Annotated in this window: 16 protein-coding genes and 2 pseudogenes; 2 read left to right on the top strand and 16 right to left on the bottom strand. The window is 50.8% G+C overall.

Annotated features, from left to right (window positions below):
* Positions 1-348 precede the first annotated feature (348 nt).
* Positions 349-891, bottom strand: coding sequence for a hypothetical protein (locus AC1AYR_RS11510; protein ID WP_109056366.1), 543 nt, complete (start codon positions 889-891; stop codon positions 349-351).
* A gap of 412 nt (positions 892-1,303) precedes the next feature.
* Here AC1AYR_RS11510 and AC1AYR_RS11505 point away from each other — a divergent pair, with 412 nt between their 5' ends.
* A complete protein-coding gene (locus tag AC1AYR_RS11505; RefSeq protein ID WP_109056365.1) occupies positions 1,304-2,305 on the top strand; it encodes a LacI family DNA-binding transcriptional regulator in 1,002 nt (333 codons plus the stop codon).
* 53 nt (positions 2,306-2,358) lie between these two features.
* Here the strand turns inward: AC1AYR_RS11505 and AC1AYR_RS11500 are convergent, their stop codons facing one another.
* From AC1AYR_RS11500 to AC1AYR_RS11430, 15 genes and pseudogenes are all read right to left on the bottom strand, one after another.
* Positions 2,359-2,754, bottom strand: coding sequence for a plasmid mobilization protein (locus AC1AYR_RS11500; protein WP_109056364.1), 396 nt, complete (start codon positions 2,752-2,754; stop codon positions 2,359-2,361).
* Between the two features lie 155 nt (positions 2,755-2,909).
* Positions 2,910-3,788 (bottom strand): annotated as a pseudogene (locus tag AC1AYR_RS11495) (VirD4-like conjugal transfer protein, CD1115 family); the annotation flags it as partial.
* Positions 3,789-3,838: 50 nt separating this feature from the next.
* Entirely contained in the window at positions 3,839-3,997 is a 159-nt protein-coding gene (locus AC1AYR_RS11490; RefSeq protein WP_006428300.1) for a transposon-encoded TnpW family protein, read from the bottom strand.
* Positions 3,998-4,139: 142 nt separating this feature from the next.
* A complete protein-coding gene (locus AC1AYR_RS11485) occupies positions 4,140-6,011 on the bottom strand; it encodes an AAA family ATPase (RefSeq protein WP_109056363.1) in 1,872 nt (623 codons plus the stop codon).
* Between the two features lie 11 nt (positions 6,012-6,022).
* A complete protein-coding gene (locus tag AC1AYR_RS11480) occupies positions 6,023-6,325 on the bottom strand; it encodes a hypothetical protein (protein ID WP_033495400.1) in 303 nt (100 codons plus the stop codon).
* A complete protein-coding gene (gene mobQ, locus AC1AYR_RS11475) occupies positions 6,322-7,818 on the bottom strand; it encodes a MobQ family relaxase (RefSeq protein WP_033495402.1) in 1,497 nt (498 codons plus the stop codon). The genes AC1AYR_RS11480 and mobQ overlap by 4 nt, the downstream gene beginning before the upstream one ends.
* A complete protein-coding gene (locus tag AC1AYR_RS11470) occupies positions 7,784-8,143 on the bottom strand; it encodes a DUF3847 domain-containing protein (RefSeq protein WP_034526285.1) in 360 nt (119 codons plus the stop codon). The genes mobQ and AC1AYR_RS11470 overlap by 35 nt, the downstream gene beginning before the upstream one ends.
* Positions 8,140-8,373 (bottom strand): hypothetical protein, encoded by a 234-nt coding sequence (locus tag AC1AYR_RS11465; protein WP_084686030.1) that lies wholly within the window; start codon positions 8,371-8,373, stop codon positions 8,140-8,142. Before AC1AYR_RS11465 ends, AC1AYR_RS11470 begins: the two co-directional genes overlap by 4 nt.
* Before the next feature lie 170 nt (positions 8,374-8,543).
* Positions 8,544-10,883, bottom strand: coding sequence for an ABC transporter permease (locus tag AC1AYR_RS11460; RefSeq protein WP_204314893.1), 2,340 nt, complete (start codon positions 10,881-10,883; stop codon positions 8,544-8,546).
* A gap of 86 nt (positions 10,884-10,969) precedes the next feature.
* Positions 10,970-11,644 carry an ABC transporter ATP-binding protein gene (locus AC1AYR_RS11455; RefSeq protein WP_109056626.1) on the bottom strand — a complete coding sequence of 225 codons (675 nt, stop codon included), beginning with the start codon at positions 11,642-11,644 and terminating at the stop codon, positions 10,970-10,972.
* Between the two features lie 112 nt (positions 11,645-11,756).
* On the bottom strand, positions 11,757-13,007 hold the full coding sequence (locus tag AC1AYR_RS11450) for a sensor histidine kinase (RefSeq protein WP_202962063.1): 1,251 nt from the start codon (positions 13,005-13,007) through the stop codon (positions 11,757-11,759).
* On the bottom strand, positions 13,004-13,678 hold the full coding sequence (locus AC1AYR_RS11445; RefSeq protein ID WP_206430962.1) for a response regulator transcription factor: 675 nt from the start codon (positions 13,676-13,678) through the stop codon (positions 13,004-13,006). Before AC1AYR_RS11445 ends, AC1AYR_RS11450 begins: the two co-directional genes overlap by 4 nt.
* A 39-nt stretch (positions 13,679-13,717) precedes the next feature.
* Positions 13,718-13,855 (bottom strand): DUF6019 family protein, encoded by a 138-nt coding sequence (locus AC1AYR_RS11440; RefSeq protein WP_476512675.1) that lies wholly within the window; start codon positions 13,853-13,855, stop codon positions 13,718-13,720.
* Positions 13,856-14,216: 361 nt separating this feature from the next.
* Positions 14,217-15,611, bottom strand: coding sequence for an ISL3 family transposase (locus AC1AYR_RS11435; RefSeq protein WP_054321422.1), 1,395 nt, complete (start codon positions 15,609-15,611; stop codon positions 14,217-14,219).
* Positions 15,598-15,831 (bottom strand): hypothetical protein, encoded by a 234-nt coding sequence (locus AC1AYR_RS11430; protein ID WP_163231257.1) that lies wholly within the window; start codon positions 15,829-15,831, stop codon positions 15,598-15,600. The genes AC1AYR_RS11435 and AC1AYR_RS11430 overlap by 14 nt, the downstream gene beginning before the upstream one ends.
* 712 nt (positions 15,832-16,543) lie before the next feature.
* Between AC1AYR_RS11430 and tet the strand changes: the two are divergent.
* Positions 16,544-18,277, top strand: a pseudogene (gene tet / locus AC1AYR_RS11425) (TetM/TetW/TetO/TetS family tetracycline resistance ribosomal protection protein); the annotation flags it as partial.
* Positions 18,278-18,368: the final 91 nt, after the last annotated feature.

Genomic DNA, 18,368 nt, shown 5'->3' with positions numbered 1-18,368 from the left:
CCTACGGCTTCCACCACGTGAACAACCTCATCGCCCTGATCATGCTCCGATGCGGAGGACTCGACATACACCTACCCCAACCAAGAACCTAACCCACGAAAACAGCAGAAGCCTCTAAAAAGGTGGGTTTTAGAAGTACTTCTAAAACCCACCGTGTATTGAAACAATATTGCTGGTTGAACAGTTATATATTGCCATTGTTCTTAAACTTGTTTTGTCTAACCTTTTCCTTAATGAGAGATATCAGCTCACTCAGTAAAAGCAAAAGGGCGATTATGGACATAAGATAATTATCGTAGGTAATGAACAAGATGAAAAAGAATAGATCACAAACAATGTGTATATATTTCAGCATGCTGTTTTAATTCCAACAAGGCCCATATATGCCAGGAAACCATATTTGACCCATCCAACTACAGTACTTGCAGGAGGATATAAAGACAAAACAAAACTGGCTACACTGGCAATGCACTTGAGGCTAACCTCGTCGCCGGAAACCGCATTCACCTTAGCTAAATCTACTCTAGCAATAGGTGTTCCGCTGGTCATGTCAAAAACAGTAAAGACTGCGCCGCTCTGATCGGCATATTTGCATTTGCCTGCTTTGAGACCATACCAAGTCATGTGCATATTCTTACTGATGCACTGAGTCTGGATGTTAGCTGCGGCAAAGGTACTTTGATTTTCTCTAGAGTGAATTATGGTCATTCCATAATGCTCTAGAGGATCTGTGGCTTCTCCCTGCAATACTTCAGGTGCAACCTGAACGATTGCGTCGACGCTCGTCAAATCTGCCGCATATGCGGACCCCGACATTGAGACAACTGTGAATAGCGCGATTATGCTTGCCGCAACAGATGCCAGTCGTTTTAAAAACATATCCTTTTTCATGATCAATTCCTTCTCCTAATTATGTCTTTCATTGATGGAATGGAATATGAAGAATGAGGTAGCTCCTTCCTTCATTGATGCTTCTTTGCAAATAGGTTAGGTCAAATATAACCGTCCACTTGGGTATCTCGCGACCCCTGTTGACAAACTGTCATCTTTAGATGACAACAATCAATGGTTGCGAGGAGAAAACCGTGAGCCTCTGTTCGCTGAGTATTCAGACGTCCCTGTATGGCCGAAGAAAAGGCGATGGACACTTTGCGTATCCACCGCCTATGCATTGCCCCCCTGAGGGGTCACGGACAGTCTATCAGGTCGGGTCATTGCCTTGCTGCAAAGGTGCCGCCATCCTGCGGTTTCTGGGCTATGCTGTGTAGTAAAACCCTTTACTAAAGTTTGCGGGGAGGATGTCATGGCCACGCTCAAGGAAGTCGCGGAACGGGCCGGGGTGTCGCAGAGCACGGTGTCGCGCTTGCTGAACGACCCGTCGTTCTCCATCAAGGAGGAGACGCGTCGGCGTGTGCTGCGCGTGTGTGAGGAGATGGGATACCGCAATGTGTTCCGTCCCGCGATCGCAGTGTTGGATGCGCCTCCGTCCGGGGAGGAATTGCAGGACGCGTACTTCGCCGATCTGCGGAAGGTTCTTGCGGAGTGTGCGGAGTCGATGGAATTGGACCAGCCCACGTTCATCCGGTCCATACACGAGCTGACGGAACGCGCAGCGGAGTTCGATGGGTTCATCACCGTGGGCGCCACGGTGTTTCCCGAAACAGACCTGCGCGCCCTGCATGCGGCGCTCCCACATGGCGTGTGCATCGACACGAATCCGGCACCGCACCTGTTCGACTCCGTACGGCCCGATCTGTCGCAGACGATGCTGGATGCCTTGGACGCGATGATCGCGGCAGGCCGCAGACGCATCGCGTTTCTCGGTGGCGTGGGCAGCATCATGGGCACGCATGACTATCCCGAGGACATACGCGAACTGTCGTTCCGCCAGTGGGCTGCGCACTTGGGATTGGAAACGGACGGATTGGTGTATTCGTCCGGCACGTTCACCGTGGAGAACGGCTATCGTCTCGCGGAGCAACTGGTGGCCGATCATCGTGAGGCCGGCAGCATGCCCGATGGTCTGATCGTGGCCGCCGACGTGCTTGCGGTGGGGGCGTTGCAGGCGTTGAACGCACTGCGCGTGGCGGTTCCCGACGAGTTGGCCGTGGTGAGTGTGAACAACCAGTCAATCGCCCGGTACACGTCGCCGTCGCTGAGTTCGTATGCGATCGATCAAAGGGAGTTGGCCCGTATGGCGTTCTCCACCTTGATTGATGGGTTGAAGCATGAGCGGCGGGTGCGTCGTCACATCCTGCTGACGACCGAGCTGGTGCCGCGCGCAAGCTTCGTTCCTCAGGCGTAAGACGTCGTCTCGAAGACGGGCGGCACCGGCGTCGATTTTGCTGGAAGGAATTTTTAGAGCTGATATGTTTGAATGTTGCCAACAGCGTCACCCACTTTCTGCAAGATTTCAAACTTTAGGGCAGCAAGGTCGGAAACCGCCGCCCGTACCTCCCCGGCAAGCTGCGGGTAGGGGCTGTGCCACTCGTTCAGCGTCCGGGCTATCTGGTTTAAGTTGCCGCCGATCCTGCCGTATTCGGCGGTCAGCTTCCCAACAGCGGCAAGCAGCTCATCATTGACGGGAGAAACGGTTATGATGGGGCGTATGGCTGCCCCGGTTATGGCTTGCCGGATAAACTCGGCTTGGCTCATGTTGTAGGCAGAAAGCCTTTCTGCAAACTCGGCGTATTCTTCCTCGGTCATGCGTGTTTTGACTACCCGGCTGCGGTGCGGTGTGTTGTATCGTTTCATGGTCGACAGACCTCCTTTCTGTGTATGGTGTCCTCTCACTAATAGGAGAAAAACAGGGTGTGAAGCGGAACTGTTTTTGAAAAATCCGAAAAAACAAAAAAGCCGCCCATGCAGGCGGAAGGTTACAAACTTCGGGACACTTTGTCTCGAAGCCTTTATGCAAAGGCGTCTGGATCGTCGATGTCATCATAGTTGAGGATGTCCTCGTCCTCATCCGTGAGTGCATCGTCCGGCACAGTCACCTCATACATCGTACACGCCTCGTTCAGACCGGGCCGCCTGCGGCGGTTAATGAGCCTGTCGAGGTCAAAAGCGTTTTTCTGTTTATCGGCCTCCGCCGTATAGCGGTAGTTCGGATGCCGTTTCAGATCATACTTGGGAGAGAAGAATGGGGGCAGGCCCCGAAGTTGCAAAATACATTTGTCTCCCGGCATGGTTGCAAGTTCGGCTGGGGTCATTAGTTCCCGGCCCAGCCGCTGGGTGTTTTGACTATAGCTTTCCGACTGGCCACGGGAGCGGCTGTCGGTCTGCATACTGATTGTGGCTTTTCCCAGCCAGTTCTCAGATATTTCCTTGATGGTGCTGGCTTCGCGGCCACCGAGGAACACCACACTGTCCATGTTGCCGAGGATTATCTCAGCGTGTTTATCGTAAATGGCCTTGCACTGTGCCAACTGCTGATACAGCAGGCAAAGACTCACCTCGCGGGAGCGGATAACCGCGACCAGCTTTTCGAGCTGGGGCACCTGTCCCGTGTTGGCTGCCTCGTCCCACAGCACCCGTACATGGTGCGGCAGGCGGCCACCGTGAACATTGTCCGCCCGTTCACACAGGAGGTTGAACATCTGCGAAAATGCAAGCGCCACTAAAAAGTTGTAGGTCTGCGTGGTATCGGAAATGATGAAGAATACCGCTGTTTTCCGATCTCCGATGCGGTCAAGCTCCAATTCGTCATAGGCCATGACTTCACGAAGCTGCGGGATGTCAAAGGGAGCCAGCCGCGCACCGCAGGAAATTAAAATGCTTTTTGCCGTCTTGCCAGAGACGAAAAGTCAAGGACTTTTTCATCAAATTCACAAAGAAGTCACATTTTGCGGACTTCCTCACGGAGCAGACGCTTGATTTTGTCCTCCATTGTCTCTTTTGCGGTCTGGCTGAAATGCACACGGACGATATAGGTTGTCTTGCCAATCTGCTTTCTGACAGTAGGGCAAGTGGCGGTGTTGGTTGCGGTATTGTTCATTCAAAATCCTCCTGTAAATGAAAAATGCCCGGTGACTGTTCATCATCGGGCGGTGTCGGTATGAGGGAACAAGGCAAGGCGGCAACATTAAGGTATCTATAAAAACCTTGCCGTCTTTGCCACGCTTGCCGTGTTCCTGTTGTCAATCTCGGAGATAGCAGACCCATGCTGTGCCGTCTTTCTCGGTCACAAGTCTGTCCCCGATACGGCTCTTTGCCGTTCTCATGGTGCGTGAGGAAATCCCACGCTCATTGACTGCCTTTTCCAGCTCTGCGCTCGGCATACGCTTTCCATCTGCAAGCAGTTCCAGAATGAGCATTTGCGCCTGTGCGGTCTTGCTTTCGGTCTTGGCGGTGTCTGTCCCGGCAAGAAGCTCGTCAGCGGTAATGTCATAAGCTCCTATCCATTCAAAGCCTTTCTCGTCTCCCAGAGAAAAGGCAAGGGACTGTCCGGGCGGCGCAAGGGAGCTTTTCTCATGGATAAGCACCCTTGTTGTGGGACTGTCTTTCAGCTTGCCAATAAACAGCAGACTGCGGACTGCCGCCGTAATGTCGATAGACCCCAATCCCCGGTAGGTGCTTTGCGTTCCTGCGGCTTTGTTGAGGTGTCCAATCAGCACGATAGCGCACCCGGTAGCCTGTGCAATGTCTCCCAGACTGCGGAATATTGGGCGCACCTCGTTTGCCCGGTTCATGTCCACATCTGCGCCCAGAAACGCCTGTACCGGGTCAATGATAACCAGCCTTGCGTTGTTCTCACGGATTGCCCTTGCTATGCGCTCATCGGCAAGAGTCAGCGGCGTGTCTCTATCGTCAATGACAAGCACTCGTTCAAGGTCTGCGTCCGCTTCCATCAGCCGGGGCTTAACGGTATCGCCCAAACCGTCCTCTGCGGTCTGATAGATGATATTGAAAGGCTCAAGTTTCTCCATACCGGGTAAAGGCTTTCGGTTGGTGCAAGCCGCCGCAAGACGCATGGCAAAGTAGGTCTTGCCCTCACCGGGGTTGCCCTGTATGATCGTCAGCTTTCCAAAGGGGATATACGGAAACCATAGCCAATCCACGCTCGTCAGCTCCACATCTGCCATGCGGAGCATTGGGACAGGCTGGGCGGTGGGCAGCTCTCGCAGCGTGATTGTCTCGGCTATGAATTTGCGGCTGGGAATGTCCCCTTGCTGACGGAGAACATCGTTCCAGTCTTTCCTTGCCGGGACAAGGCGAATGACGGCGATCTCGCCGGGAATGGACTGTGCCAGTCGGGAGCAGGCTTCACTTCCTGCGGTGTCGCTGTCAAGGCAGAGGAATACTTTTCGGGTGTCCTTGCGTTCAGAAAGAAAACGGTCAAGGGCTTTGCCCGAAACGCCGCCCAGGGCAAGATAGCTCCTTGTCTGCCAGTCCTGCGGATAAAGGCAGATGAACGATAACAGGTCAATCGGCGCTTCAAAGACAAAGAGCTGGTTGCCGTTGCCCTCGTATCGGAACGGATAGGACTTGTCAGACCCGGCAATGTCCTGTCTGAATGGGTCTGCCGTTCCTCGCACATGGGCGTATCTCGGCGTACCACTTCGGTCTCTGCCAACAAACACAACATTTTGCCGCTTTGCGTCTTCGTAAATATCCCCGGAAAGAAGAAAAGCCTCAACAAGCATTTTGTTGAGACCTCGGCTTTCGCAAAGATATTGAATTGCTCTGTCGGCTGTTCTGTTGTGCAAGGGCAAGTGAAACGCTGTGGGCGGTGCTGTGCTGGCTTCGCTCTGTCCCTCGCCGCTTTCGCCGATCAGGAGCTGGACGGCTTCGGGAAAGGACTTTCCGTAAAACTCCATGACAAAATCAATGGGATAGCCGCCCTTACTCTGGCTGTGGCGAAACCATTTGTTTCCTCGGACGGTCAGACTGTCATGCTCTTTCCAGCGGTATTCCCGTCCGCTTTTGATAAGCGTTTCTCCCTGTGTGCGGAGAAAATCTTCCAGACTGACGGCGTTTGCCCGGTCAATCTGTGCTTGGGTGTACTGCATGAGCGTCCTCCTTACTTCTTGAAAACAGCGCATCGTCTGCAAACGCCATGCTCACGCTCGTCCAGCGTATAGGGGCAGTTTGCACATTCCTCACCGTACTGTCTTGTGGTAACGGGCAGATAGCCCAAATCCTGCAACATATCAATCTGACGGTCGGTGAGGGTGGCTTCAAAGGCAAGGCATTTCCGGGTGTGTTCGTCCAGCTCAATTAGATTGGAAAGCGGTCTGCCATCGGTCAAAGGCTCTCCGCTCAAAAGGCGTTTTGCCGTTCTGCGGATGGGGTTGTATTCGTTCTTCCAGTCGTATTTTTTCATCGGGATATATCCTCCTTTTTGTGTCGTGTTTGGGGTCGATTTTGGAGCTTTTGTTCCTCTGTACGCTCGTTAAATCGGGCGGCAGTATCTACGCATGACTTGACCTTCCAAAGGCGGTGTAAATCGTCTCTGACGGTCTTAAACTCGCCGTAGGTGGTTTCATGCGCCTGTTCCAGAGCGTCATACTCTGCGGACAGCTTTTTCATATCCACCTTACCGTCCGGGAACTCTCCGGTCAGCTTTCGTCTGGCGGCGTAGAACTGTTTCAGTTCCGCTTCATGCTCTGCCTTGTACTTGGCTCTGGGCTTCTCAAACTTGATTTTCTGCAAGCCGTCATAGATAGGCTTCAAGCTCTGGAAAGCAGCGGAGCTGTCATAGAGCTGCTTAATTGCTTTCATTCGGGCGGTCTGTTCGTCCAGCGTTTTCTTCAAGCTCTCTGTGGCAGCACTGTGTTCGCTGACACGGTGTTCCAAATCTTCAAGGGAGTAAATGTCGTTTGCCCGGAGATAATTGAAAGTCTCGTTCATCTCCTTTAGATTGCTGACCTTGCCTTTCTGCGAATACGCCCCGGCTCTGCGCTGGGTGTAATAGGCGTTCAGCAGAGAAACAAGGTCGGGTGCCTGCGGCTTGGCAAGCTCCGCTTTTGCTTCGGCAATCCAATCAAACAGGAGAGCGATTTTCTTCTTGATGTCCCGGATAACGGCGTTGGTGGCTCTGATCCAGCGGTTGAACTCGCCTTTCTCGGTGCGTATGCCTTTCTTCTCCATTGCCCGGACGGTTGCGCCATCATGGACGGTGGGAAGAAGCTCCACGCCCTGACGCTCATAGCTTCGGTGGTCGATACGAACGTCAAGCCCCTTTTCCGCAAACTTGGCGTTGCATAGCTCCGCCCATGTCTGCCGCCAGTATTCCAGCGTTTCGGGACTGCCCCAGTCGGTAGTGGGAACGGCGTTGAACACAAACTTTCCGTCTGCGTCCCGGATACGGTTGCCGTCCTCGTCCAGCTCGTACACCCGGCGTTGCTTTAGCCCCCATTTGCCGTTCTGCTCGATGGGGCGGATGGGGCAAAGCACATGAAAATGCGGATTTGGTATGCCGCCGTCCTCCCGGTCTGGCTGGTGTACGGCGAAGTCAACCACCATGCCCCGGCTCACAAAGTTCTCCAACAAAAATTGCCTTGCAAGAGCGATGTTTTCCTCAAGGGAAAATTCATTCTGCAAGGCAATGTCAAAGCTGTATGCAAGCTGGGCGTTCTTTCCACGCTCGGCTTTTTCCACGGCGTTCCATAGCGTCTGGCGGTCTGCGTATTCGGGCGGTGCATGGGACGGCAGGAGAATGTCAGAGCAGATCACGCCGCCCTTGCGTGTGTAGTCGCTGTATTCGCCGTAATACTCGCTATACAATCGCTCCCCGGCTCGGTAGGCGGCAGAAGCAATAGCGGACTGTCCTGCGCTTCGTTTAGTCTGCGTGACGCTCAGATGAAATAGTGCCATCGACTTTCAACTCCTTTTCTCTGTTTGCTTGGCTGATGTGGGTAATCGCCATATGGTGGACGGCTCGCTGGACTTCTGCCAGAGAAAAGATGTACTCCATCAGCTCTGTCATTTCGGTGCGTGTGAGATCTTTGACCTCCGGGGCAAGGCTCTCAATCGTGCCGCCCAGATTGCAAAGGCGGTGGGTGCGCTTGGTGCGTTCGCCTTTCTCCAGATACTTCTTTCGATTCTCCAGACGCTCCAGCTTGTGCTGTTCCTGCGCAAGCTGCGTCTCGGCTCGTTCCTTTTCGGCTCGGAGCTGTTCAAGGGTTTTCGGTTTTGTCATTGTGCTTGACCTCCTTTTTTGATTTTGGGGATAAAAAAAGACCGCCGACTTTTCGCATAGTGCGACCAGTCAACGGTCTGATTTTCGGTATTTGTTTTTCCAAACTTGCTGGCGGCGAACAGCATTTTATGCTGTTTGCGGACGGCAAGTCCACAGGGGATAGCCGCATTAGCGGCGCAAGGGGGTGTAGCCACCTTGACGGAACGAAGTGACGCAACATTCTCGGTCATGCAGTTTTCTTCTGCCGACCGGGAATGAAGCTCCGCAGGACGCACGATACTTCCGACAGGGGAGTATAGAAGTGCGCCCTTTAGTTCCTAAAGGGATTTTATCAGTTCGACAAATCGGAAGTTATCTATTTCTCCTCTTCGTTAAGACCTAGTTCATTACATATTACTTGCTATCCCTGATACCTTATTCTTTCTACCAGCGTTTCCTTTTTCAGATTACTGCTTAAAACACAGGAAAGCACAATTTGTAGAATACCAACCAGAAGAATCATAACAAGAATCGGGATAAGAGGAACGTGATAAACGTTCATTCCAAAAATCCCATTATGCTTCGCATAGGAAAACAGTGCATAGCCAAGGGGCAGACCGGCAGCAAGTGCGACGCAGATGGTGCCAACCGTAAAAATCAAGCCCTGTATTTGTAAGCTCAGATTCAACTGCTTATTGGTCATGCCTACCGCTTGCAGCACACCGTATTCCTGCTTCTTCGTGATGATATTGATGATCATGGTGTTTGCCAGATTCATAAACCCAATGAGACCGACAATTGCCATGAACAGATAGCAGCCAAGCTTCATCATACGGCTTGCGTATTCTGCGGTTTGCAATTCTGCGTGATAGGTGTTCAGCTTGATATGAGAAGTATCGGAGAGCAGGTCATTCAGGCTTTGCTCTACAGATGCCACATCTTTTTTATCACAGTCCACCCACAGATATCCATAGGCTGTTCCCCTCGGATTCATGGAACGGTATACACCTTCCGGAATGACAAGATAAGTGTCCGCGCTTACAAAGGATCCTGCAATCTTTCCCTGATAGGTATAGGTTTCACTTCCGTTGTCAAAGTTGAATGTAATCGGTGCACCCGCAGAATACCCGTCAGCTTCCATCCACTTGGACCAGCCAAAGAAAACATCCCCGTTTTTGACAGCCTGTGCATAGTCCATGGAACCGATATCGCCATCCCCGCGCATCATTTCAAAATCCTCTTGATTTACGATTGCAACCGGAAATTTTGTTCCGTTCAGATCTGCAGAGACGATTTCTCTCGTCAGTACATCCGTTACACCGGGGATGGATTTGATTTCTTTAATCAAAGAATCATTCAGTGGGTTGTTCTGTAGGATTGTGTCCAGATTATTCTCCGAATAGGCTTCATCATAATTCTGGGAATAATCCAGCTGCAACTCAAATTGTCCATGGTTGATTGCAATCCGCGCCTCGTGCTCCGTGTCAATATTCCCAACATAATTAGAGATAATTACAAACAATACACAGGAAAGCCCCATGGTAAGAATCGTAGCAATGGTTCTTTTCGGATTGCCTGTCACATTTGCCATTGCCATGGAGAAAACGGTGACATCTTTTCTGCCTTTTCGTCTGCCCTGTTTTTGCGTTTTGGAGCCGTCAAGATACCGTGTCGCTTCGATGGGTGAAATCCGGGAAACAATTTTCATGGGTTTGCGCAGAGCCAAAACGACCGTAAGAAACGATACAAAAATGCAGATGAGCATAATTGTCAGTGAAAACAGAGGCACCTGATGGTTCTTGATTCCGGACGATACCAGATTTCCCTGCTCCACCAGCCAGTTGAAGCTGACGTTTGCAATCAGGAAACCAAACAGCAGCCCCAGCGGTATCGAAGGAACCGCCAGAAGAATGCCCTCACGAAAGATCAACTGCTTCATCTGCTTTCTGGTTGCACCCAGCGCCTTGATTTTTCCGTACTCCTGAACCTTCTGGGCGATCCCGACCTGGAAGATATTATAAATGACCACAACGGAAAACAGCACGATTCCGAGGATCAGGGTTCCACAAACCACAATCATTTCATAGCTCGGCTGCAATACCCACTGCAGGTAGAGGTCATTGATGATCACGTTTTTCTGGTCAATGCCGCAGGAATCCGCGATTTCTTTTATAACAGGCGCAACATTATTCATAGATACATTTGCAGAATCGCTCAAGGTAAAATAGATATTATATTGCCTGTCACCCTCCGCAACACGCTCATTATAAAAATCCTGCGAACCGAATACAACATAGGAAGCCTCGATGGTATATTCATCCCGGTCATATAAAAGCCCGCTGACAGTAAATTCCATCGGTGCGTATTCCGACTGCATGCCGGAACGGTACTCCAATGTTACGGTGTCTCCGACCTTTACATCATGGTATCCCACTGCATCAAAGAAAGCGCGTCCTGCGGCAATTTCCTGCGCCTTTTCCGGATAGGTACCTTCCTTCAACACATATTCCTGATTATAGGGAAGCATTTTCCTGACCGTTTCATCCGCACTGACAAAGCCGCCATTCTCATTTCCTTTCAGGATGCCCTCCGTACACATGATGCCGATATCAGATATCTCAGCTCTGCGTTCCACTTCTTTTAATTGCGTACCATCTGCGGCGATAAACAGGCCGTAGTTGCTTCCGTATGAGCTTGCAGCCTGATCCTTCTGTAAGAGGATCAGTCCATTTCCAATTGTACTGATAATGACCAGAAGCATGGTAGTCAGGCAAATCGCCGTCATAATGAGGACACTTCTTGTCCGATTTCTTTTGTCGTTGCTGAATGCAATTTTGCTGATCGTCCTCAATTGAAATCCACCACCTGTCCATCCTCGATGACTAAAATACGGTCAGCAACCTGCGCGATCTCATCATCATGGGTAATCATTACAATCGTCTGTCCATATTTTTTTGCGCTCATTTTCAGCAGCGCGATCACCTCGTCACTTGTCTTGGAATCAAGATTTCCGGTTGGCTCGTCCGCAAACAAAATCTCCGGTCTGTTTACCAAGGCTCTTGCAATCGCAACGCGCTGCTGCTGTCCTCCGGAGAGGGTATTCGGAAGATTATGAATCCGGTGTTCAAGACCCAGTGTGGTGATAATATCATTGACATAAGCTTTATCCACTTTTTTTCCGTCAAGCCCCAACGGAAGAACGATATTTTCCCACACATTGATGGAGGATACCAGATTGAATGCCTGAAATACAAATCCGATCTTTCTTCTCCGGAAAACGGCAAGCTGATCCTCCTTCATGGAATACAGGTCCTTGTCAGACAAGATCACGCTGCCGCTGGTTGGTGTATCCAGCCCGCCCAGCATATGCAGCAGGGTACTTTTTCCGGAGCCGGATTTTCCGACAATGGCGACAAATTCTCCCTGTTGAATCTGGATATTCACATGATTGACGGCTTTGACCTGATTTTCCCCCGTCCCATAAAATTTGCAAAGCTGCTTGGTTTCTAATATCACGCCCACTCCAATGGCCTCCTTTTCTTATTTACCAGCATTGTATCAAAGGAACCTTTCATTTCACTTTCAAAAAGAGAGCAGAAGTCTTACAGATTTGAAAGACTTCTGCTCATCATCTCTACGAAAGTCCATTCTCCGGCAGCTGAATCAAAAAGGTACTTCCTTTTCTGACTTTGCCGGAGGCTACCGTGATTGTCCCACCATGCTGCTCAATAATCTGTCTGGACAGATACAGACCGATGCCAGTTCCGCTCTTTTCGCGGACTTCCGGCGCAGTCCCTCTGTAAAACCGCTGGAATATTTTATGGTATTCACTCTGCGGGATTCCGATTCCCTGATCCTCGATCTCAATTCTCACAAAGCCGGTTCTTTTTTGTAGACGGATCGTGATTTTTGAATGTTCTGGGCTGTATTTGATGGCATTGTCCAAAACGTTAATGATTGCTTCTCCAAGCCAACGTTTATCCTGCATGAGTGCACAATGCTCCAGTGATTCGTTGCAGTCGAAAATAAGTTCTATCCCTTTCTCCGCTGCCTTTGGATACGTTCGGTTTACTGCGGAGATGATCGTATCCATAATGGGAAGTGTTTTCTGATCAAGCTGAATCAAACCTGTCTCCAGTTTGGATATTTCCAGCAGAGACTGCAACAATGTTTCCAATCCGTCCAATGCACTCCGGCAGCGGATGCGAAATTCCTGTTGCTCCGTCTCACTCAGATTGTTCCGCAGCAATATGCTAAAGCAGGTATCCAAGGCTGCAACCGGGGTTTTCAGCTGATGGGAAATGTCGGATACCATTTCCTTTGTGCTTTCCTTCTCCGCTCTGGCTTCCTCTTGCAGCAGCTGGATATGATGTCCGATTGCTTCAAGCTGAAATTTCAGTCTTTCCTGCCAGACATGATCTTCTGTGTCCGGCACTACCTCAAAGTGATTTTCCCGAAATGCAATCAGGATTTGCTCTAGCTGCTCCAATCGTTTCCGACTTTCTTTCGCCTCAGCTTTCTTCCGGTAAAACAGGAACGTTAGCAAAGACAGACATAGCACTGCGCTTGTACAGCCGGTTATCATGATATTCTGCCGGAAGCGCACATAAAACGAAGTCCCTTTGTTTTCCCAGTACCCGTATTGCTCTAATAATTGCTTACCTTGTTCATTGGCTTGATGGTCGTTTCCTTTCAGCCATCCTGCGGCAACATCCATGCCGGTGGTCTCTGCGCCCGCCGCAACTTCTGTCAGGATATCCATTTTACATTGATAATCCTGATAATATAAATAGGTGGTAAAGCAGTTCAATACTGCAAAAAAGAGTAGAACCGGCAGCACCAGTGACAAGGCATCAACCCACTTTTTACGATGTCGTTTCGTCACTGACTTACCTCCTGATTCCATATATACCCAAGCCCGCGGATGTTTTTAATATAGACCGGAGCCGCCGGATCCTCTTCGATTTTCTTCCGAAGCCTTCTGATGTTCACAGCTACCGTGTTTTCATCCATAAAATCACCATCCAGATCAAACACGTTTTCTAACAGCTGTGTTTTTGAAAGAATCTGTTTCGGGTTTTGAAGAAAAAAGGACAGCATTTTCAGTTCATTCTTCGTAAGGCTTATTTCTCTTTCCTTTACGAACGCCCTCATCTCTCCGGGGATAAACACGATATCCTTTGAATGAATTTTTGGAGTTCCGGGTTCATTCTTTCTGCGGCGGAAATGAGCCTCGATTTTCAGAAGAAGTACGGAAAGGCTGAACGGTTTCGTCATATAATCGTCCGCACCGGCTTCATATCCCATGACCTGATCTGTCTCCTGATCCAACGCGGTAAGACAGATAATATATACATTTTGACAATTCCGCATCCATCTGACAAGCTCTAATCCGTTTCCATCCGGAAGATTCACATCACAAATGGCAACATCCACATTATTATCACTTGCAATTCTTTTCGCTTTTTTCACTGATTCTGCTGAAAAAACCTCATATCCGGATTTTTTCAGTGAAAATGTAATTCCACGATTTAAATTTTCATCATCTTCAACCACAAGTATACCTGGCATAGCATATGCACCTCTCTTTATTAACTATTTTTCCTCTTCGTTACATATTTGTTCTGCCTCAATATCCTCGGTAGTGACTTTCCCTGTAATATCCCTATAGGCTTCTTTTATTCCATTTTTGACCGCCCACTTAATTATAAAATATAATGCAAGTAAGACGATTATAGTGCTGTGCCAAAACTAATTCCTAATTCTTCAAACATTTCATTACCTCTGTCAATTCCGATTTGTTGCTTAATTTTCGTATTCAAATTATACCATAAAACTCGTGAACAATTCTACCCTACGCGCTCAAAAAACGTGAGGCACGTCGCCCGTTTCCATCAAGGGTGGGCTTCATGGTAAACTCGTCATGCTCAAATGTGAGGTAGGCTTCCGCTGCGCCATAGTCGGCATTTTTGGGTATGTAAAATCTCTGGTTGAATGACGGGTTTCGAAGAACGTTCATCCTCTAAGTTCCAGAAGGAACCGTCTGGTTGAAAATCGTTTGAGACGTGTTTCCGTTTCAACCAGAGATTTACCGTTAGTTGAGTATCTCGCCGGTGGTTTCGTCCACCTCGTATTCAGGTTCGGGGAACGGCTCCCATTCGTCTTCCTCGTTGCTCTCGTCTTCCGCTTCGGTGGTGAACAGCGCGCCTTTGGTGAGGATTCGGGGACCGATGCTTATGCCGCCGCTGTTGATGATGTTGAGGAGGTTGGTCTTTCGGTACAGGCTTCTTCCCCGCAACGTTTCAAAGGAGTATCCGCGTCCTTTCATGTTGGATTCGCGTATGAGTCTGTTGGCGCATTCGGTGTAGCCGTTGCTTATGGCTATGGGGCAGTCCCAGTATTGGAAGATCTGGGTGTAGAAGTTGCGTACCGTTTTGGCGAGGGTTCTGAACGAGTCGAACAATTCGCCTTCGGGAATGTTGTTCTCCCATGTTTGGAACGCTTTCTGGGCGTTGCGTTTCGATGTGGGGTTCTCGTCCCAGATGTCGAAGAAGTCCTCCTTGACGTCGAAGGCCGTGGCGAGGGGCTTGAGCTCGTCGACGCCGCGCAGCAGGCGTATTTTCTCGGCCTCCTCGCCTGTGAGGTCGCGACGTCGGGTTTTGAGCGTGTAGGCAAGTCCGCGCTTGGTTTTGATGCGGTCCTTCTTGGTCATGGTCGTTTGCAGGGACCGTCTCACGGAGTCGACGGCTTCGTTGGCCTTCATGACGACGTGGAAGTGGTCGATGGCCCAGCGTGCGTTCGGCATGGCCGTGGCGATGCTTTTCTCGAATGGCCGATACATGTCCGAGCACACCCACATGACCTTGTCCCTGTCGGGCATGTTCATGAAGTATTCTGTGAGGGTCCTTTGGTTTCGGCCGTTGAGCATGTCGTAGAGCGTGCGGTGTTCGAGGTCGGTGATGACGGTGACCTCTCCGATGCGCTTGATCTTGATCTCGTCGATGCCGAGGAATGCGGGCGTGCGGAACCGCAGCTTCTCGTCATAGTCGCGGATGTATTCCTCGAACACGTTCTTGACGGTCACATGGGTCAACGCGTAGTCGACGGCCACGTCGCGGAACGTGGTGCGCAGGGAACGTTGCGCAATGTCCGCGTAGGCGCGCGAGGTCATCATGCGTTTCTGGTTCACGCCGTCGATGTCGGGCTGCCAGATGTCGTTGCACTGGCTGCAACGCCTTCGGGGAAACTCGATGATCAGGCGGGTTGGTACGCCTCCCATGGGGGTGTCCGCGATTTTGAGCGCGCGTCTGCCGTGGCTGTACGTCTTTCCGCCGCAAACCCCGCAAGCCTCGGGCACCGGACCGCAGTACGCGAGCCGTATGTTCTTGACCCGCTTGCCCTTGTCGATCGTCTCCTCGGTGCCCGTCAGCTCGCAGTCCGCGATGCCGAACAGGTCCTTGACGATGGAACCGGAATCATTGGCTGTCATGATCGCGCTCCATCCGCTTCATATACTCCTGAAGTTTCGGGATGTCGTAGCGTTTTCCGGAACGTAGCTGGTCATAGGCCTGATCGGCGAGGGAGTCGATGGCCTGCGGGTCGTTCATGACCTTCGCGCCGAGTGTGGCCGCTCGCTGCAGCCCCTCGTAGTAGAGCTCGGCGTTGTGCGCGGGGTCGGCGACGGTGCTCGCCGGAGAAATCGTGGCCACAGGCACAAACCCGTTGTTGGGCAATCCGAATGATGACGCTGGTGTTGCAGGCATGATGCCCCGTCCCTGGAATGGACCGCTGCCGAATATGGGCTGCAGCGGCGGCGCTCGCATGTGTGAGGCGTCGTAGTGAGGCCCAGTTTAGTGCGGCTGTGGGGAGTGGGTCGAGTTGTATGACGTGGGCGTAGCGTGGTTGCGACACGCCGGTGGATGTGTTGTGTTTGTTGGGTTTTGTGGGTGTGTGGTTGGGGTGGGTTTGCGTTTTGGTTGGGGTTCGTGTAAGTTATTCATCTTTCTGCTGGTTGGTGAGCGGCTGGGGTTGGTTCCCGGTGTGTTCGCTGGCTGTGTTTGGTGGTTTGAGAACTCAGAAGAAAAATTTCTTTTAGATACTTGTTTTCCTAAAACTGATGTGATATAATAATTCAATTCCAGAAAAGGAGTAAAAAATATGCGGCAAGGTATTCTTAAATAAAACTATAATCAAATAGTGGGAACAAAGGATTATGATAGTCCCTTTTGTAGGAGCTTAGTTTTTTGTACCCAATTTAAGAATACTTTTGCCTTATCAATTTTGACATATCCCCAAAAACAGCACTCACAAACAGGTGTATGCTGTATATGTGTATGTCCGCAAATTATCATCCCCAGTGGTAAAAGTATTTTACTGCTGGGGATTTTATGCCCTTCGGGGCAGTAAAGGGAGGACAATCACATGAAAATAATCAATATTGGAATTCTTGCCCATGTAGACGCTGGAAAGACGACCTTGACGGAGAGCCTGCTATATGCCAGCGGAGCCATTTCAGAACCGGGGAGCGTCGAAAAAGGGACAACGAGGACGGACACCATGTTTTTGGAGCGGCAGCGTGGGATTACCATTCAAGCGGCAGTCACTTCCTTCCAGTGGCACAGATGTAAAGTCAACATTGTGGATACGCCCGGCCACATGGATTTTTTGGCGGAGGTGTACCGCTCTTTGGCTGTTTTAGATGGGGCCATCTTGGTGATCTCCGCTAAAGATGGCGTGCAGGCCCAGACCCGTATTCTGTTCCATGCCCTGCGGAAAATGAACATTCCCACCGTTATCTTTATCAACAAGATCGACCAGGCTGGCGTTGATTTGCAGAGCGTGGTTCAGTCTGTTCGGGATAAGCTCTCCGCCGATATTATCATCAAGCAGACGGTGTCGCTGTCCCCGGAAATAGTCCTGGAGGAAAATACCGACATAGAAGCATGGGATGCGGTCATCGAAAATAACGATAAATTATTGGAAAAGTATATCGCAGGAGAACCAATCAGCCGGGAAAAACTTGTGCGGGAGGAACAGCGGCGGGTTCAAGACGCCTCCCTGTTCCCGGTCTATTATGGCAGCGCCAAAAAGGGCCTTGGCATTCAACCGTTGATGGATGCGGTGACAGGGCTGTTCCAACCGATTGGGGAACAGGGGAGCGCCGCCCTATGCGGCAGCGTTTTCAAGGTGGAGTATACAGATTGCGGCCAGCGGCGTGTCTATCTACGGCTATACAGCGGAACGCTGCGCCTGCGGGATACGGTGGCCCTGGCCGGGAGAGAAAAGCTGAAAATCACAGAGATGCGTATTCCATCCAAAGGGGAAATTGTTCGGACAGACACCGCTTATCCGGGTGAAATTGTTATCCTTCCCAGCGACAGCGTGAGGTTAAACGATGTATTAGGGGACCCAACCCGGCTCCCTCGTAAAAGGTGGCGTGAGGACCCCCTCCCCATGCTGCGGACGTCGATTGCGCCGAAAACGGCAGCGCAAAGAGAACGGCTGCTGGACGCTCTTACGCAACTTGCGGATACTGACCCGCTTTTGCGCTGCGAGGTGGATTCCATCACCCATGAGATCATTCTTTCTTTTTTGGGCCGGGTGCAGTTGGAGGTTGTTTCCGCTTTGCTGTCGGAAAAATACAAGCTTGAAACAGTGGTAAAGGAACCCACCGTCATTTATATGGAGCGGCCGCTCAAAGCAGCCAGCCACACCATCCATATCGAGGTGCCGCCCAACCCGTTTTGGGCATCCATCGGACTGTCTGTTACACCACTCCCGCTTGGCTCCGGTGTACAATACGAGAGCCGGGTTTCGCTGGGATACTTGAACCAGAGTTTTCAAAACGCTGTCAGGGATGGTATCCGTTACGGGCTGGAGCAGGGCTTGTTCGGCTGGAACGTAACGGACTGTAAGATTTGCTTTGAATACGGGCTTTATTACAGTCCGGTCAGCACGCCGGCGGACTTCCGCTCATTGGCCCCGATTGTATTGGAACAGGCATTGAAGGAATCAGGGACGCAACTGCTGGAACCTTATCTCTCCTTCACCCTCTATGCGCCCCGGGAATATCTTTCCAGGGCTTATCATGATGCACCGAAATACTGTGCCACCATCGAAACGGTCCAGGTAAAAAAGGCGCTATTGCTGTTTTCGTGGGTGTGGGTTCGTTGTTGAGCCGTTGTGGGAGTAAGAGAAGAGCGCTTTTTGGGTAGGATGTTTAACGACCAAGAAAAACACAGCCAAA

The sequence above is a fragment of the Bifidobacterium sp. LH_417 genome (genome assembly GCF_056357035.1).
Note: the sequence above shows the minus strand (reverse complement) of the source record. Positions and strands in the feature narration are given on the sequence as shown.